Raw genomic sequence first — 18,009 nt, 5'->3', positions numbered from 1 at the left:
AGAGGGGGAACATGATGCAAAATGTGTTAATTGTTGGAGCTGGAAAAGGTGGACTAACGGTTTTAAAGATGGTGATGGAAGCAGACATATTAAATATCTATGCCATTGCTGATAAAAACGAACATGCACCTGGTATGATTTTTGCGAAAAAAAATGGTATCCAGACGAGTACAAACTGGCGTGATTTTATGCAGCAAAACATTGATATCATCATTGATGCTACAGGTAATCAATCAATGTTTTATGAATTATATCAAGAAAAGCCGGAGGGAGCTGTGTTAGTTCCTGGAGCTGTAGCTCATATGACATCTGAGTTGATGGATGAAAAAGAAGAATTGGTAAATCGCTTTAAAAATGAATCGTATAAGTACGACTTAATTTTTAATTCTACTCATGACGGCATGATTGTCATTGATGAAAAAGGGATTATTACTTTATTTAATCGTAGTGCGGAAAGAGTAACGGGTTTACAAAAGGGAGTTGTGATTGGTAAACATATTCACGATGTCATTCCAACCAGTCAGTTGCCGCTCACGTTACAAACAAGAAAGACAGATCGCAACCAAAAGTTCTTGTTGCAAAATGGTCGAAAAATCATAACATCTCGAATTCCAATGTTAAATGAAGCTGGAGAATTATTTGGTGCCTTTTCCATCTTTAAAGATATTACAGAAGTGGTGGACTTAGCAGAAGAGGTAACAAATTTAAAAGAAATCCAAACGATGTTAGAAGCAATTATTCAGTCATCAGAAGAAGCAATTTCAGTGGTAGATGAAAAAGGAAGAGGGCTATTAATTAACCCAGCGTACACGAAGCTAACGGGGTTGAAAGAAGAAGATGTCATTGGGAAACCTGCGACAGCTGATATCTCGGAAGGCGAAAGTATGCATATGAAAGTGTTACAAACAAGAAGGCCTGTTCGTGGAGTCAGTATGAAAGTAGGACCAAATAAGAAAGCCGTAATTGTTAATGTAGCACCAGTTATTGTTGATGGAAAGTTAAATGGAAGTGTAGGGGTCATTCATGACATGTCTGAAATTCAACAATTAACAGTTGAATTAAATCGAGCAAGGCAAATTATTCGTACCTTAGAAGCGAAATACTCGTTTGATGATATTATCGGCAAATCAGAAGAGTTTCAGTTAGCTATTGAACAAGCGAAACTTGGAGCAAAAACACCAGCAACTGTGTTGTTAAGGGGAGAATCTGGGACAGGAAAAGAGTTATTTGCTCATGCTATTCACAATGCAAGTAATCGGAAATATAACAAATTTGTTCGTGTTAATTGCGCTGCTTTATCAGAATCTTTATTAGAAAGTGAATTATTTGGTTATGAGGAAGGAGCTTTTTCCGGGGCAAAGCGTGGCGGGAAACGAGGGTTATTTGAGGAAGCGAATAATGGCAGTATCTTTTTAGATGAAATTGGTGAGTTATCAGCTAGTATGCAAGCAAAATTATTACGCGTTTTACAAGAAAAAGAAATTGTTCGAGTCGGCGGAACGACGCCAATTCCGATTAACGTGCGAGTGATTGCTGCGACAAATGTAAATCTAGAGAAAGGAATTGTGAGCGGGAAAGTAAGGGAAGACTTATATTATCGATTAAATAAAATCCCCATTCAAATTCCTCCGCTTCGTTATCGAAAAGAAGATATTAATTCACTAGCGCAACACTTGATCACAAAAATTAATCAAGATTACGGTCGGAATGTGGAAGGTTTAACAGCAGATGCGCTTGCTGCCTTACGATCATATCATTGGCCGGGAAATGTGCGAGAGTTAGAAAACATTTTAGGGCGAGCTATTATTTATATGAACTATAGCGAAGTGTTGATTGATCTTCACCATTTACCGACGCTAGAAGGGGATCAAGTGAAAAACACAATTCAACAAGAAGAAAATGGATTCCTTAATAATAAGGACTTGTCGAATTTATTAGAGGAGTATGAAGCGAAAGTATTAAAACAAGCACTAATGGTAAACAAATATAACAAAACAAAAACAGCCAAGCAATTAGGGATATCACTTAGATCGTTATATTATAAAGTGGAAAAATTTAAAATTGCAAAAGATGGCATGCAATAATTTGCGTAGTGTGCAATTTATTGCATATTCATTTTTGTAAAAGTGTGATTTTACATATCGTTAAAGTTGGCACGATACTTGCAAGTAATAATAGTGGATGATGAATATAGATGAAAGGTAGAGTCGAACATGAAGCTAGCAGCATTAGTAGAACAAGCAACGAGTGTGAATCTGTTAACAGTAGCTGTTGCAGCAGCGGATGATCGTGAAACAATTGAAGCTGTATATGAAGCCATTTCGAGAAAGCTGGCACAATTTATTTTGTTTGGGAATGAACAAAAGATAAACAACATGATTCTCCAGTATTGCCCTTCTCTATTAGAGAATTCTTCTGTGCAGATTGTTGATGCACAAAGTGTGCAAGAAGCTGCTTCTCTTGCAGTGAAAGCTGTTTATAATCAGGAAGCACAGTTGTTAATGAAAGGTCATCTTTCGACATCCGTTATATTAAAAGCAGTTTTAAATAAAGAGTATGGATTGCGTACAGGAAATATTCTTTCTCACGTAGCAGTTTTTGAAGTGCCAGATTACAAGAAACTTGTTTTTGTAACGGATGCAGCGATGAATATTCAGCCTACGTTACAAGAAAAAGTGCAAATTACGCAGAACGCAGTTCAAGTTGCAAGAGCATTAGGAGTCAACACACCGAAAGTGGCTCCGATTGCTGCTGTAGAAGTAGTAAATGAAAAGATGCAAGCAACAACGGAAGCTGCATTGCTAACACAAATGAATAAAAGAGGTCAAATTATAAATTGCATCATTGATGGTCCTCTTGCATTAGATAATGCAATTAGTAGTCAAGCCGCTCATCATAAAGGGATTACAGGGGAAGTGGCTGGTCAAGCTGATATCCTACTCGTTCCAGCGATTGAAGTTGGCAATGTTTTATATAAATCTCTTGTGTATTTTGCAAAAGCGAAAGTAGGAGCTGTTATTGCAGGTGCGAAGGCCCCTATTGTGCTAACATCTCGTGCAGATTCGTCAGAAAGTAAGTTGTATTCTCTTGCTTTAGCGATATGTGTTGCAAATTACCAGTCATACTAGGAGGAATAAAAAATGGAAATCTTTAAATACATGGAAACGTACGATTATGAGCAATTATTATTCTGTCAAGATAAAGAGTCAGGTTTAAAAGCAATTATTGCTATCCATGATACAACAATTGGTCCTGCTTTAGGTGGAACAAGAATGTGGACTTATGATACAGAAGCATCTGCAATTGAAGATGCATTGCGCCTTGCTAAAGGAATGACCTATAAAAATGCAGCTGCAGGACTGAATTTAGGTGGAGGAAAAACGGTTATTATTGGAGATCCTCGTAAAGATAAAAATGAAGCAATGTTCCGTGCATTTGGTCGTTTCATCCAAGGGTTAAATGGTCGTTACATTACAGCAGAGGATGTAGGAACAACAGTTGAAGACATGGATATTATCTATCAAGAAACGGATTACGTAACAGGTGTTTCTCCTGCCTTTGGTTCATCAGGTAACCCTTCACCTGTAACAGCATATGGTGTATATCGCGGGATGAAAGCGGCAGCGAAAGAAGCATTTGGTACAGATTCACTTGAAGGGAAAGTCATTGCTGTACAAGGTGTTGGAAACGTCGCATATAACTTATGTCGTCATCTTCATGAAGAAGGTGCAAAGTTAATTGTCACAGACATTAATAAAGAAGCGGTGCAACGTGTTGTGGAGCAGTTTGGTGCACAAGCTGTAGATCCAAGTGATATTTATAGTGTGGATTGTGACATTTACGCTCCTTGTGCATTAGGCGCCACAATTAATGATGAAACCATTCCCCATTTAAAAGCAAAAGTTATTGCAGGAGCAGCGAATAATCAATTAAAAGAAACGAGACATGGCGATCTTATTCACGAGTTAGGCATTGTGTATGCTCCCGATTACGTCATCAATGCCGGTGGTGTTATTAACGTAGCAGATGAATTAATTGGCTACAATCGTGAGCGTGCATTGAAAAAAGTAGAAGGAATCTACGATAATATTGCAAGTGTATTTGACATCTCAAAGCGTGACGGTATTCCAACTTATTTAGCGGCGGATCGTTTAGCAGAGGAACGTATTGAAACACTTCGCCGTTCACGTAGTCAGTTTCTACAAAACGGACAGAACATTTTAAGTCGCCGTCAATCTCGTTAATAAAGGAATGATTGATTATTGTTTATATAGAAAAGGGTGTTGGCATTCATTTGTGTCAAGCGGGGTGTCGTTTGCCTTGCTTTGATACAGAGCTTCCCTTTTCTTTCATTCTTTACATGTAGGAGGATTTTACGTTGGAAATGCAAGACTACCGGATTGTTGTCATTAACCCTGGATCTACCTCTACAAAAATTGGTGTGTTTCATAATGAAAAACCTATTTTTGATCGTACCATTCGTTATGATGCGGATGTTTTAAATCAATATAAAACAATTTATGATCAATACGAGTTTCGAAAACAATCCATTTTACAAGCACTTGATGAAGAAGGAATTAATTTATCAAAAGTGAGTGCAGTATGTGGAAGAGGAGGTTTACTACGTCCGATTGAGGGAGGTACATACGCTGTTAATGACTTAATGCTTCAAGATTTGAAAGATGGGTATGCAGGTCATCATGCTTCAAATTTAGGTGGCATTCTTGCATACGAAATTGCTTCAGGACTTAACATTCCTTCTTACATTGTAGACCCTGTCGTAGTAGATGAATTAGATGATATTGCTCGTATTTCCGGTTTCGCTTTAATTGAGAGAAAAAGTATTTTTCACGCGTTGAATCAAAAAGCAGTTGCGCGTAAAGTAGCAAAGCAGCTAGATGGTAAATATGAAGAGCTTTCATTAATTGTAACGCATATGGGTGGAGGCATTACAGTCGGTGTTCATGACAAGGGAAAAGTTATTGATGTAAACAACGGTTTACACGGTGACGGGCCTTTCAGTCCTGAAAGAGCAGGAACGGTTCCGGTCGGAGATCTCATCAAACTTTGCTTTTCTGGGCGTTATTACCGTGAAGAAATCATGAAAATGGTTGTTGGAAAAGGTGGGCTTGTCGGATACCTTAATACTTCTGATGCTCAAAAAGTAGAAACACTCGCTAATAAAGGGGATGAAAAAGCGAAGCTCGTTTATGAGGCTATGGCTTATCAAGTAGCGAAAGAAATTGGTGCAGCTAGTGCCGTATTAGCAGGTAAAGTAGATGCCATTATTTTAACAGGAGGATTAGCTTACTCTAAAACATTTGTAGAAAACATTGTGAAGCGAGTTAATTGGATTGCTGATGTAATCGTCTCACCCGGAGAAGATGAACTACAAGCGTTAGCTGAAGGAGCTTTGCGTGTCTTATCGGGAGAAGAGCAAGCTAAAGAGTACCCTGGAAAACAAATAAAGACGACAGCTTTTTAAGAAGAAAGGTGGGAGAGTATGGCTACAGAATACGATTTAGTAATACTAGGAGGCGGCACAGGGGGATATGTAGCGGCGATTCGTGCCTCACAACTGGGGTTAAAAGTTGCGGTCGTGGAGAAGAAAAAGCTAGGGGGTACATGCTTGCATGCAGGTTGTATTCCAAGTAAAGCGCTATTAAGAAGTGCCGAAGTATACGCATCAACAAAAGAAAGTAGTGAATATGGCGTTGTGACAAGTGACGTTACCTTAAACTTTCAACGAGTACAAGAACGCAAAAATAAAATTGTGTCTCAATTATATAATGGTGTTCAAGGGTTAATGAAGAAGGGGAAAATTGATGTATACGAAGGGATTGGGCGCATTTTAGGTCCATCGATTTTTTCGCCAATGCCTGGAACCATTTCGGTGGAATTAAACAGTGGCGAAGAGAACGCAATGTTACTTCCGAAAAATGTGATTATCGCAACTGGTTCAAGACCGAGAACACTGCCAGGTATGAAAGTAGATGGGGAGTTTGTTGTGACATCTGATGAGGCGTTACAGATGAAAGATTTACCGAAGTCGATGGTGATTGTTGGTGGGGGAGTTATTGGTATTGAATGGGCATCAATGTTAGCTGACTTTGATGTAGAAGTAACCGTATTAGAATATAGCGACCGCATTTTACCGACAGAAGATGTAGAAATTTCAAAAGAAATGACACGTTTACTAGCGAAAAAAGGTATTACCGTTGTCACATCAGCACAAGTGTTACCAGACTCATTAACCATTAATCAAGGAATTGAAATTTCAGCGGAAATTGACAATGGCACGAAAGTATTTATGGCTGAGAAGCTTTTATTATCTGTAGGAAGACAGGGGAATGTAGAAGGTATTGGACTAGAGAATACAGATATTAGGTTTGATAAAGGTGTCATTGAAACAAATGAATACTATCAAACGAAAGAATCACATATTTATGCAATTGGTGATGTGATTGGTGGACTGCAGCTTGCGCATGTTGCTTCTCATGAAGGAATCATTGCTGTAGAACATCTAGCAGGGCAGAATCCTGACCCTATAAATTATCAAACTATTTCAAAATGTGTGTACAGTAGTCCCGAAGTTGCAAGTGTGGGACTAACTGAAAAAGAAGCAAAAGAACAAGGACATGATGTAAAGATTGGTAAATTTCCTTTTAAAGCAGTTGGGAAAGCACTTGTATATGGTAAATCAGAAGGCTTTGTAAAAATCATTGCTGATTGTCAAACAGATGATGTACTAGGTGTACATATGATTGGACCACATGTAACAGATATGATTTCAGAAGCTGGATTGGCAAAGGTATTAGATGCAACACCTTGGGAAATTGCTCATACAATTCACCCTCATCCTAGTCTTTCAGAAGCGATTGGTGAAGCGGCATTAGCAGTGGATGGAAAGGCATTACACAGTTAAAGAGGAAAATAAAAGGAGGCCCGTCAAAATGAAAATGACAGAAAACCGTCACGCGTCTTTAGGGTTAAGCGATGAACAAGTAGTCGAAATGTATAAAACAATGCTGTTAGCTCGTAAGTTAGATGAGCGTATGTGGCTGTTAAATCGTGCTGGAAAAGTTCCGTTTGTCATCTCTTGTCAAGGTCAAGAAGCTGCACAAGTAGGAGCAGCATTTGCTTTAGATCGTGAAAAGGATTATGTATTACCATACTACCGTGATATGGGAGTCGTGTTAACATTTGGGATGACAGCTCGAGACTTAATGTTATCCGGATTTGCTAAAGCAGAAGATCCTAACTCAGGTGGACGTCAAATGCCTGGTCACTTCGGGAGCAAAGCTCGACGTATTGTAACTGGTTCTTCTCCAGTAACAACTCAAGTACCTCATGCGGTCGGTGTTGCATTAGCGGGACGTATGGAAGGGAAAGATTTAGTCACATTTGTGACGTTTGGTGAAGGTTCCTCTAACCAAGGTGATTTTCATGAGGGAGCAAATTTTGCTGGTGTACACAAACTACCTGTTATTTTCATGTGTGAAAATAATAAATATGCCATTTCGGTTCCAGTTGAAAAACAGCTTGCGTGTGAAAATGTATCAGATCGTGCAATTGGCTATGGCATGCCAGGATATACAGTAGACGGAAATGACCCGCTAGAAGTATATAAAGTCGTAAAAGAAGCAGCTGATCGAGCTCGAAAAGGAGAAGGACCAACGCTTGTTGAAACTGTTTCTTATCGTCTTACAGCGCATTCGAGCGATGACGACGATCGTATTTACCGTGGTCAAGATGAATTAACAGAAGCTCGTCAAAATGATCCAATTATTAAATTTGCTACGTATTTAGAAGAAATTGGCGTGCTAAGTGATGAGATGGCAGAGCAGATTAATGCAGAAATCATGGAAGCTGTTAACGAAGCAACAGAATACGCTGAAAATGCACCATATGCAAATGCTGAAGATGCATTAAAATACGTTTACGGAGAGTAAGGAGGAACACTCTATGCCAGTAATTTCATACATTGACGCTGTGACAATGGCTATTCGTGAAGAAATGGAACGTGATTCTCGTGTGTTTGTATTAGGAGAAGATGTAGGTCGAAAAGGCGGCGTATTTAAAGCAACAAATGGTTTATATGAGCAGTTTGGGGAAGAAAGAGTGATTGATACGCCATTAGCTGAATCAGCAATTGCAGGTGTTGGTATTGGTGCAGCGATGTACGGAATGAGACCCATTGCTGAGATGCAGTTTGCAGATTTTATTATGCCTGCTGTTAACCAAATTATTTCTGAAGCTTCTAGAATCCGTTATCGATCGAATAATGATTGGAATTGTCCAATTACAATTCGTGCTCCGTACGGCGGGGGTGTACATGGGGCGTTGTATCATTCTCAGTCGGTTGAAGCTGTTTTTGCTAATCAACCTGGATTAAAGATTGTCATGCCTTCTACTCCGTATGACGTAAAAGGGTTATTAAAATCAGCGGTTCGTGATGAAGACCCTGTTTTATTCTTTGAACATAAGCGTGCTTATCGCTTAATTAAAGGAGAAGTTCCAGAAGACGATTATGTACTGCCTATTGGTAAAGCGGACGTAAAGCGTGAAGGAGATGATATTACCGTCATTACATACGGACTTTGCGTGCATTTTGCTCTTCAAGCGGCAGAAAAACTGGCCGCAGATGGGATTTCTGCTCATATCTTAGACTTGCGAACCATTTATCCGTTAGATAAAGAAGCCATTATTGAAGCAGCTTCTAAAACAGGTAAAGTGTTATTGGTTACGGAAGATAATAAAGAAGGTAGCATTATTGGAGAAGTAGCAGCGATTATTGCAGAGAATTGTTTATTCGATTTAGATGCTCCCATTAAGCGCTTAGCAGGCCCTGACATTCCAGCAATGCCTTATGCACCAACAATGGAGAAGTATTTTATGGTCAACCCTGATAAAGTTGAAAAAGCGATGCGAGAATTAGCTGAATTTTAAAGGAGGTTATCACATTGGCGATTGAAAAAATTACGATGCCACAGCTAGGTGAAAGTGTGACAGAAGGAACGATTAGTAAATGGCTTGTATCTGTAGGAGATAAAGTAAATAAATATGACCCGTTAGCTGAAGTGATGACTGATAAAGTAAACGCTGAAATTCCTTCGTCTTTCAGTGGGATCATAAAAGAATTAATTGTAAACGAAGATGATACATTACCAGTTGGAGAGGTTATTTGTTTGATTGAAGTTGAAGGTCAAAGCAGTCAAGCTAATTCGTCTGGGGATTCAAAAAAAGTAGAACGAAAAGTTGAACAAACAATGAATGTTGATCAATCCAATAAACGTCGTTATTCTCCAGCAGTTCTGCGTTTAGCTCAAGAAAATGATATTAATTTAGAGCAAGTGAACGGAACGGGTGCAGGTGGTAGAATTACGCGAAAAGATATTTTAGCATTCGTGGAAAGTGGTAACACTTCACAATCAAAATGTGAAGCATCGACTCAAGAAACAAAAGTGGTAGAGGAAAGAACGATTGAAACGGTCTCTACTATCACAAGTCAACCAGCTCCACCAGCGATTGAAACTGCATTGGGAGATATTGAAATCCCAATTTCAGGTGTACGTAAAGCGATCGCGGCAAACATGAAGCGTAGCAAGCACGAAGCTCCCCATGCTTGGACAATGGTGGAAGTTGATGCTACAAATTTAGTTGCCTATCGTGACTCGTTAAAAGAAAGTTTCAAACAAAAAGAAGGATTCAATTTAACGTACTTTGCTTTTTTTGTAAAAGCAGTTGCGCAGGCGCTAAAAGAATTTCCGCAAATTAATTCGATGTGGGCGGGAGATAAAATCATTCAAAAGAAAGAGATTAATATTTCCATTGCTGTAGCAACAGACGATGCATTGTTTGTTCCAGTTATCAAGCAAGCAGATGAAAAGACTATCAAAGGCATTGCCCGTGAAATTTCAGAGTTAGCAGCGAAAGTAAAACAAGGTAAGTTGAGAGCTGAAGATATGCAAGGTGGTACGTTCACTGTCAACAATACAGGCTCATTTGGATCTGTTCAATCTATGGGGATTATTAATTATCCGCAAGCAGCCATTCTACAAGTAGAATCGATTGTAAAACGTCCTGTGGTGATGGATCATGGAATGATTGCGGTGCGAGACATGGTGAATTTATGTTTGTCATTAGATCATCGTGTACTAGATGGTTTAGTTTGCGGGAAATTCTTAGCAAGAGTCAAAGAAATTATTGAAACCACATCAAAAGAGCATACATCCATTTATTAAGAATATTTATTCTAGGTGATTGTTGAGAGTGGTTTAAAATAGAGCTTTATACTTGTTAACAAGCAACACCGTCTATGAAAACAACGATTAAAAAAGAAAGGGTGAATCAAAGAGGAAAAAGTCTCTCTATTTGATTCATCCTCTTTTTCTTTTATTGATAGGTGATAGCCTTTTATATTAAGATAAAAAGAGGGAATATTTTTAATAGTTAATACAATTTCATACAAGCAAAGGGGTAGTGGAATGAAAATAAAAGATCAATCATTTCATGAGTTTTCGAATGTCCATCTGGAGCATTGGGTTCAAGAAGTAGAAAGAACGCTGAAAGGTAAGTCTATTCAATCTCTTGAAAAAGAAACATATGAGGGCATTTTTTTGAAACCGCTTTACTCGCTAGAAGATATTCAATCTTTGGTACATGTTGAAGAATTGCCAGGAGCCCCATCTTATGTGCGAGGAACAAAAGCTTCAGGCTATTTACAAAAGGGATGGGAAATAGCTCAAGAGATGAATCTTCCAGACACAAAGCGCTGTAATGAATTGTTACGCTCTTCTTTAGATAGAGGACAAACGATGGTTGCTCTGCAGCTAGACACAGCAACTGCTAACTATATAGATGCAGACGTTGCGGATCATCAAGATATTGGGGATGGTGTTTCGATTAGTCACTTGCAAGATATCGAAGAATTATTTCAAGGGATATCACTAGAGGAGTATCCGCTATTTATCAATACACATTTTACTTCTCTTCCTTTTCTTTCTCTCTTAACAAGTTACTGTGAAAAGCATGACATTCAGGTAAGCTCCCTAACTGGAACAATCGGTATGGATCCATTAGGCTCTATGATTCAAGTTGGAACATCACCTATTAAACGTGAGAAGATGTATGACCACATGACAGATATGACGAAATGGGCATCCTCTGAAGAGAATAAATTAAGAACGATTTTAGTCAATAGTCATCCATACCATAATGGTGGAGCTAATGCTGTACAAGAGTTAGCTTATGTACTAGCTACCGTGGTGGAATATACGGATGAGTGTTTAAAGAGAGGACTACCTTTACAAACTGTATTAAATCATATGACAATTTCATTTTCGATTTCTTCCAATCTCTTTATGGAAGTCGCAAAGTTACGTGCGTTTAAAGTACTTTGGACCAATGCAGTGCGTGCGTTTCAAAAAGATGAGTGTGTCATACCTCCGTTTATTCATGCAAAGACAGCACTGACAACAAAAACAAAATATGATGCACACACAAATATTCTACGTGGAACCGTTGAAGCTTTTGCAGCTGTAGTAGGTGGAGTAGATGCTTTACATGTCTCACCTTATGATACATTATTACAACCTTGTTCAGAATTTTCAAATCGAATTGCTCGAAACACACAACTCATTTTACAAAAGGAAGTACATTTAACAAAGGTAATCGATCCGGTTGGAGGTTCTTGGTATGTAGAGTCTTTAACGCAAGAACTAGCAGAAAAGGCATGGGAGTTATTTTTGGATATTGAAAAACAAGGTGGTATGTATGCTAGCTTGAAAGAAGGATTTATTCAATCAAGTATTCAACAAACAGTAGAAAAGCGAAAGAAAAAAGTTTCAACGAGAACCGACCGAGTAGTAGGTGTGACTCATTACGCAAATCTTCAAGAAAAGCAAATGGACTATGAACAAGGCTTTTCTAGTCAACGAGCTGCAACATTAAGACAATACCACCAAGATCATGTTGTTCACATAAATGAAACGGATACGGCTACGTTAACGGCTTATAAAGAGCTCTTCCTCAAGGGTGCGACATTAGGGGATGTTATGAGTCATATTAAGCTTCATTCAGAACGAGAAGAAATTACTTCAATTGTGCCGTGGCGTAAGTCGGAATCATTTGAACAGTTAAGACATCGAGTTGAACAAGCAAACAATCACGTTGATACTCCATTAACAGTGGGCGTGGTTCTGTTATCAACTGAACGGTTAGCCAAACAAAGAGTAGAGTTTGTTCAGTCTTTCTTTCAATCTGGTAGCATTCAGACACAAGTCAGTCCACTCTTATATTCGGCACACGAAATTGTCAATTGGATAAAGCAGTGTAAATACGATGCTTATGTATTATGTGGAACCGCTGAGAACTATGAAGAAGTTGTATTAGATGCTTTACACTTTTTAAATCACAAAGAAGAGCTGGTGTATATAAGTGGAAATGTAACAGAAGGTGAAAAGCAACTCTATGTTCAAGCAGGTCTAAAGGATACAATGACTGAACAAGATGACGCAGTGCTGTTTATGCATACTTTATTAAATCAGTTGGGGGTGCAATAAATGTACCAAAAACCAGTATTCACTTCACTTTCTTTTGCTTCACAGAAAGAATCAAAAAAAGATGAATGGACGAAACAAGTACAAGTTGAAACAAACCGTTCTATTGAATCTCACTTCTTTCACACGAACGAACAAATTGCTGTAAAACCGATGTATACAAGTGAAGACATAAAAGATTTTGATTTTCTTAACTTCTTTCCAGGACTGCCACCATTTTTAAGAGGCCCGTACTCAACAATGTATGTAAACCGGCCGTGGACGATACGACAATATGCAGGCTATTCAACTGCTGAAGAAAGTAATGCGTTTTATCGTCGTAACCTTGCTGCTGGGCAAAAAGGATTGTCTGTTGCATTTGATTTAGCGACACATCGCGGGTATGACTCTGATCATCCTCGAGTTGTTGGGGATGTAGGGAAAGCGGGAGTAGCAATCGACTCAGTAGTCGATACCAATATCTTATTTGATGGTATTCCTCTTGATCAAATGTCTGTTTCGATGACAATGAATGGTGCAGTATTGCCTATTATGGCGTTTTACATTGTTAGTGCGGAAGAACAAGGGGTAAAGCAAGAACAACTTTCAGGAACAATTCAAAATGATATTTTAAAAGAATACATGGTTCGTAATACTTACATTTATCCACCTGAAATGTCAATGAAAATTATTGCTGACATCTTTGAATACACGTCAAAACACATGCCAAAGTTTAATAGTATTAGTATTTCAGGCTATCATATGCAAGAAGCTGGTGCTCCAGCAGACTTAGAACTCGCATATACGTTAGCAGATGGCCTTGAGTATGTTCGAACAGGCTTGCAAGCAGGAATCGACATTGATTCATTTGCTCCACGTTTATCTTTCTTTTGGGCAATTGGGATGAATTATTTTATGGAAGTCGCAAAGATGAGAGCAGCCCGTCTTTTGTGGGCAAAACTAATGAAGTCGTTTTACCCTAAAAATCCTAAATCATTGGCATTACGTACTCACTCTCAAACATCTGGATGGAGCTTAACAGAACAAGATCCTTACAACAATGTTGTTCGCACATGTGTAGAGGCCTTAGCTGCCACTCTTGGACATACCCAATCGCTCCATACAAATGCATTGGACGAAGCAATTGCGTTACCTACCGACTTCTCAGCTCGTATTGCTCGTAATACACAGTTATATTTGCAAGATGAAACTGAAATTTGTTCGGTCATCGATCCGTGGGGTGGGTCTTATTATGTAGAATCGCTGACAAACGACCTTGTCAATCGAGCGTGGGAACATCTTGAAGAAATTGAAGAACTAGGTGGTATGGCAAAAGCAATTGAAACCGGTATTCCTAAAATGAGAATTGAAGAAGCAGCTGCAAGAAGGCAAGCAAAAATTGATTCAGGGTCCGAAGTAATTATTGGTGTAAATCAATATCATGTACATGAAGAAGATCCCTTAGAGATATTAGCGATCGACAATACGGCTGTTCGTTTTAAACAAGTAGAGAGACTAGAGCAACTAAGAAAAACACGAGATAATCATAAAGTGCAAAGAGCGCTAGAGGCACTTACAGAATGTGCTCAAACAGGAAGGGGTAACTTACTTGCATTAGCTGTCGATGCAGCGCGTGTACGAGCGACATTAGGAGAAATCTCAGAAGCTATAGAGAAGGTGGCAAGTCGTCATAAAGCGGTTATTCGTTCCATAAGCGGTGTTTATAGTGCTGAATTTGCTAATCGTGAGCAAATTGACAAAGTAAGAGTACTAACAGATGAATTTCTTGAAGAAGAAGGAAGACGTCCACGTATCTTAATTGCGAAGATGGGGCAGGATGGCCATGATCGAGGAGCGAAAGTGATTTCGACGGCTTTTGCTGACTTAGGGTTTGACGTTGACATCGGACCACTGTTTCAAACACCTGAGGAAACAGCTTTACAAGCAGTAGAGAATGATGTACATGCGATTGGGATGAGCTCGTTAGCAGCAGGACATAAAACGTTATTACCACAATTAATAGCAGAACTCAAAAAGCACGGGCGTGAGGATATTGTTGTTGTGGTAGGTGGCGTTATTCCACAGCAAGATTATGAATTTTTATTAGCTAACGGTGCCTCTGCTATCTTTGGTCCAGGAACCGTCATACCACAAGCTGCTACTCAGGTTATTCAAGAAATTCGACAGCGCTTAAATAATGAAGAAGTGGAGTCTGCGGATGCGGAAATCGAAAACAACTGAACAATTTGTGGAAGCCATTTTACGACAAGATCGTGCCGCTTTAGCGCAAGGAATTACACTCATTGAAAGCAACGCAAAAAAACACTTTATGCAAGCGCAACAACTGGTAAAAGCGATTTATCCTTATTCGGGGAAATCAATTCGTATTGGTATTACGGGTGTGCCTGGAGCAGGGAAAAGTACATTTATTGAATCGTTAGGTATGTATTTATGTCGAAAGGGTCATAAGGTGGCCGTTTTGGCTATTGATCCTAGCAGCACACTATCAGGTGGAAGTATATTAGGTGACAAAACAAGAATGGATGAATTATCAAAAGAAAAGAATGCCTTTATTCGTCCATCACCATCTCAAGGGAAGCTCGGAGGTGTTCATCGTAAAACGCGAGAAACCATCTTTCTTTGCGAAGCTGCTGGTTTTGATATTATTATTGTTGAAACAGTTGGTGTAGGACAAGGTGAAACAATTGTAAAAGATATGGTCGATGTCTTTTTACTTCTTGCTTTAACAGGTGCTGGAGATGACTTGCAAGGTATAAAAAAAGGAATTATTGAATTAGCTGATATTATTTGTATCAATAAAGCGGATGGCGAAAATCGAAAAAAAGCCGAAATGACGAAAGTAGAATATGAAGGATTTCTTCATTTTTTACAGCCGAATACAATAGGATGGAATCCTCGAGTCATAACTTGTTCAGCTCTCTACAATGAAAAGATTGATGAGTTGTGGCAATGTGTTAAGCAATACGAATTATTCTTTAAAAGCAATGGGGTATTTGGTACAAACCGCCAAAAACAAATGACAAAATGGTTAGAAGCGATGATTGCAGATTATTTACACGCATCCTTTTACGGAAATGAACAGATAAAAGAGTTAATGAATACGATAGAACTCGAAATAATTGAAGGTAATCAAACCGTTTCAGAAGCGGTGGAGCGTTTAATTAGCAGTTATGAAAAGAGTTTTATTAAAAATGGCTGACTCATTCATTGAGTCAGCCATCTTAGCTAGGGAGTTTAGGGGTATAGATCTAGATGTATCTATAGTATTACCGATATTATTTTTGTTAAACGTGATGAATCGGTCTTTTTTAGTTGAAATAAATCGTTTACAATTGCTATGATAAGAAAGAGTAACCAACAAGGAGGTTTTTACATGAATATCGATTTTAACTTATTTATGAATGATGTAGTACGACAAGCGCGTCAAGAAATTGTTGCCGCTGGATATACAGAATTAACGACACCAGAAGAAGTAGACGAAGCATTTAAAAAGCCAGGCACTACTCTTGTGATGGTGAATTCAGTTTGTGGATGTGCAGGAGGAATTGCAAGACCAGCAGCAGCTCACTCTGTACACTATGATAAGCGTCCTACACAATTAGTAACTGTATTTGCAGGTCAAGATAAAGAAGCAACTGCAAGAGCGCGTGACTATTTTGAAGGGTATCCACCATCTTCACCGTCGTTTGCATTATTGAAAGATGGGAAAATCATTACAATGGTAGAACGCCATGAAATCGAGGGACATGATCCAATGTCTGTTGTAGCAAAGCTACAAGAAAACTTTGAAAAGCATTGTGAAGAAATTTAAAAGAGGCTGACTCAAAAGGTTGAATAAATTCGATCTGAGAGTCGCCTCTTTTACTTTTCATCCAGTTTCTGGGTTTTGATTTGATGGATTGATAAGGGAAAGAGGGATATTCCTTCCCTTCATTACCCTAATTTTTGTTCGCTTTCTTTGTTGGCTGCCCGCTTCAGTAAATTGTGTGCAGCGCAAATAAGACCCCAATCCGTGGTATTTTGGATAGGCCTCTTAACCCAAATCTCTTAAACGCTCGATTGTGCTTAATCTGTCCAAACACAGGCTCTACATCTATTTTTCGCTGCCTGTATCTTTTGCTTTCTTCTTCCGTGGCCAAGCGTTCACGAACTTCTTTTCGTTGTTGGTGGTTTCTCACTGAGACCTGTACGATTTTTGTATCTTTGTCTTTGGCACAGGTTGTTTGGAACGGAAATCAACGGACTAATTTTAGAAGCTAACCTAAAAAGAGNTTTTTTCCTTTTTTGGACCCCCTTTTTTTTTTTTTTTTTTTTTTTTTATGCAATCATTCTGTATATGAATAAAAATAATAGTAAAAGAGAAACGAATTTTTATAACAATTTAGCAGGAAGGACGTGAGTGCATAAGTTGTTACACTCCTTTTTCAAATGTTATTCTACAAACATAATTTTTATATTTAAAAAAAATATTGCATAAATATAAAAACATGCTAAAATACATTTAGACGTATAAAAATTTATTTTTCGTAACTACTTGAAATAACACGAAACTTATTTCATAATATTATTAATTTTTAGAAAATAATAGATATATAGGGGGAGATTGTATGAAAAAGTTATTTTCGATCGGAATGGTGGCTGTTTTATCCACAAGTTTACTAGCAGCATGTGGAGCGGGCGGTAGCGAAGAAGCGGGTGGAGATGGAAAGAAAGTAATAAAAATGGGTACATCAGCTGATTATGCGCCGTTTGAGTATATTGATACAGCGGTGAGTGACGAGATTATTGGGTTTGATGTTGATTTAGCAAAAGCAATCGCTGATGAGCTTGGATATGAAGTGAAAATTGAGGACATGGACTTTAATGGTCTCATCCCAGCATTAGAATCAAAGAAAGTAGACTTTGTCTTAGCAGGTATGACTCCAACAGAAGAGCGTAAGAAAAATGTAGACTTTTCAGATGTGTATTACACAGCTAAACATATGATTGTAACGAAAAAAGGTAGCGACATTAAATCAGTTGAAGATTTAAAAGATAAAACAGTAGGTGTACAAGTTGCGTCAATTCAAGAAGGTAAAGCAGAAGAATTATCAGAAGAGTTAGGTTTTAAAGTAGAGAACCGTAACCGTATTCCAGAGTTAGTTCAAGAAATTAACTCAAATCGCTTTGATGCCATTATCATTGAAGATACCGTAGCAAAAGGATATTTGAAAAATAATGAGATTGAAGGCTTTGTTTTAGAAGAAGGTGAAGATGCAGATGCAGGATCGGCAATTGCGTTTCCAAAAGATAGCGAACTAACAGAAGACTTTAATCGTGAATTAAACGAAATGAAAGAAAACGGTGAATTAGAAGAGCTAATCGTTAAGTGGTTTGGTGGAGAGGAATAATAAAGTTGAAAAGACTCAATTAGGTGGCAAAACATCTGATTGAGTCAATTGCGTTCACT

General features: G+C 38.4%; 13 protein-coding genes and 1 pseudogene. 13 read left to right on the top strand and 1 reads right to left on the bottom strand.

Annotated features, from left to right (window positions below; genetic code table 11):
* Window positions 1-14 precede the first annotated feature (14 nt).
* The 12 genes from DIS06_RS00345 (at window position 15) to DIS06_RS00290 (ending at window position 16,371) form a co-directional block, all read left to right on the top strand.
* Entirely contained in the window at window positions 15-2,084 is a 2,070-nt protein-coding gene (locus tag DIS06_RS00345) for a sigma-54 interaction domain-containing protein (RefSeq protein ID WP_110111265.1), read from the top strand.
* A 129-nt stretch (window positions 2,085-2,213) separates the two neighbouring features.
* On the top strand, window positions 2,214-3,128 hold the full coding sequence (gene yqiS, locus DIS06_RS00340; protein WP_110111264.1) for a phosphate butyryltransferase: 915 nt from the start codon (window positions 2,214-2,216) through the stop codon (window positions 3,126-3,128).
* A gap of 12 nt (window positions 3,129-3,140) precedes the next feature.
* Window positions 3,141-4,244 (top strand): branched-chain amino acid dehydrogenase, encoded by a 1,104-nt coding sequence (gene bcd / locus DIS06_RS00335; RefSeq protein ID WP_110111263.1) that lies wholly within the window; start codon window positions 3,141-3,143, stop codon window positions 4,242-4,244.
* 134 nt (window positions 4,245-4,378) lie between these two features.
* Window positions 4,379-5,485: a butyrate kinase gene (gene buk / locus DIS06_RS00330; protein ID WP_110111262.1), complete on the top strand. Its 1,107-nt coding sequence runs from the start codon at window positions 4,379-4,381 to the stop codon at window positions 5,483-5,485.
* Window positions 5,486-5,503: 18 nt separating this feature from the next.
* The gene (gene lpdA, locus DIS06_RS00325) at window positions 5,504-6,925 is read left to right on the top strand and encodes a dihydrolipoyl dehydrogenase (protein ID WP_110111261.1); all 1,422 of its coding nucleotides are present in this window, start codon (window positions 5,504-5,506) and stop codon (window positions 6,923-6,925) included.
* 34 nt (window positions 6,926-6,959) lie between these two features.
* Entirely contained in the window at window positions 6,960-7,952 is a 993-nt protein-coding gene (locus DIS06_RS00320) for a thiamine pyrophosphate-dependent dehydrogenase E1 component subunit alpha (protein WP_110111553.1), read from the top strand.
* Window positions 7,953-7,965: 13 nt separating this feature from the next.
* A complete protein-coding gene (locus tag DIS06_RS00315) occupies window positions 7,966-8,949 on the top strand; it encodes an alpha-ketoacid dehydrogenase subunit beta (protein ID WP_110111260.1) in 984 nt (327 codons plus the stop codon).
* Window positions 8,950-8,963: 14 nt separating this feature from the next.
* Window positions 8,964-10,244, top strand: coding sequence for a dihydrolipoamide acetyltransferase family protein (locus DIS06_RS00310; RefSeq protein WP_110111259.1), 1,281 nt, complete (start codon window positions 8,964-8,966; stop codon window positions 10,242-10,244).
* Between the two features lie 243 nt (window positions 10,245-10,487).
* Window positions 10,488-12,563: a methylmalonyl-CoA mutase family protein gene (locus DIS06_RS00305; RefSeq protein WP_110111258.1), complete on the top strand. Its 2,076-nt coding sequence runs from the start codon at window positions 10,488-10,490 to the stop codon at window positions 12,561-12,563.
* The gene (gene scpA, locus DIS06_RS00300; RefSeq protein ID WP_110111257.1) at window positions 12,564-14,780 is read left to right on the top strand and encodes a methylmalonyl-CoA mutase; all 2,217 of its coding nucleotides are present in this window, start codon (window positions 12,564-12,566) and stop codon (window positions 14,778-14,780) included.
* Window positions 14,758-15,759 (top strand): methylmalonyl Co-A mutase-associated GTPase MeaB, encoded by a 1,002-nt coding sequence (meaB, locus tag DIS06_RS00295; protein WP_239421742.1) that lies wholly within the window; start codon window positions 14,758-14,760, stop codon window positions 15,757-15,759. Before scpA ends, meaB begins: the two co-directional genes overlap by 23 nt.
* A gap of 174 nt (window positions 15,760-15,933) precedes the next feature.
* Window positions 15,934-16,371 (top strand): BrxA/BrxB family bacilliredoxin, encoded by a 438-nt coding sequence (locus DIS06_RS00290; protein WP_110111255.1) that lies wholly within the window; start codon window positions 15,934-15,936, stop codon window positions 16,369-16,371.
* Window positions 16,372-16,493: 122 nt separating this feature from the next.
* On the opposite strand, the pseudogene DIS06_RS00285 reads toward DIS06_RS00290, so the two are convergent.
* Window positions 16,494-16,792 (bottom strand): annotated as a pseudogene (locus tag DIS06_RS00285) (transposase); the annotation flags it as partial.
* Window positions 16,793-17,167: 375 nt separating this feature from the next.
* Here DIS06_RS00285 and DIS06_RS00280 point away from each other — a divergent pair.
* Window positions 17,168-17,950 carry a transporter substrate-binding domain-containing protein gene (locus DIS06_RS00280; RefSeq protein WP_110111253.1) on the top strand — a complete coding sequence of 261 codons (783 nt, stop codon included), beginning with the start codon at window positions 17,168-17,170 and terminating at the stop codon, window positions 17,948-17,950.
* Window positions 17,951-18,009 lie beyond the last annotated feature (59 nt).

Origin of the sequence: Bacillus sp. CGMCC 1.16541 (assembly GCF_003184905.1) — a bacterium.
In the GTDB taxonomy this organism is placed as follows: Bacteria; Bacillota; Bacilli; order Bacillales; family Bacillaceae_H; genus Priestia.
Note: the sequence above shows the minus strand (reverse complement) of the source record. Positions and strands in the feature narration are given on the sequence as shown.

Coding starts and splice junctions, on each gene's coding strand:
- DIS06_RS00345 (WP_110111265.1), top strand. CDS start 15: ATGCAAAATGTGTTAATTGTTGGAGCTGGAAAAGGTGGACTAACGGTT.
- DIS06_RS00290 (WP_110111255.1), top strand. CDS start 15,934: ATGAATATCGATTTTAACTTATTTATGAATGATGTAGTACGACAAGCG.
- DIS06_RS00315 (WP_110111260.1), top strand. CDS start 7,966: ATGCCAGTAATTTCATACATTGACGCTGTGACAATGGCTATTCGTGAA.
- bcd (WP_110111263.1), top strand. CDS start 3,141: ATGGAAATCTTTAAATACATGGAAACGTACGATTATGAGCAATTATTA.
- yqiS (WP_110111264.1), top strand. CDS start 2,214: ATGAAGCTAGCAGCATTAGTAGAACAAGCAACGAGTGTGAATCTGTTA.
- DIS06_RS00305 (WP_110111258.1), top strand. CDS start 10,488: ATGAAAATAAAAGATCAATCATTTCATGAGTTTTCGAATGTCCATCTG.
- DIS06_RS00320 (WP_110111553.1), top strand. CDS start 6,960: ATGACAGAAAACCGTCACGCGTCTTTAGGGTTAAGCGATGAACAAGTA.
- lpdA (WP_110111261.1), top strand. CDS start 5,504: ATGGCTACAGAATACGATTTAGTAATACTAGGAGGCGGCACAGGGGGA.
- scpA (WP_110111257.1), top strand. CDS start 12,564: ATGTACCAAAAACCAGTATTCACTTCACTTTCTTTTGCTTCACAGAAA.
- meaB (WP_239421742.1), top strand. CDS start 14,758: ATGCGGAAATCGAAAACAACTGAACAATTTGTGGAAGCCATTTTACGA.
- DIS06_RS00280 (WP_110111253.1), top strand. CDS start 17,168: ATGAAAAAGTTATTTTCGATCGGAATGGTGGCTGTTTTATCCACAAGT.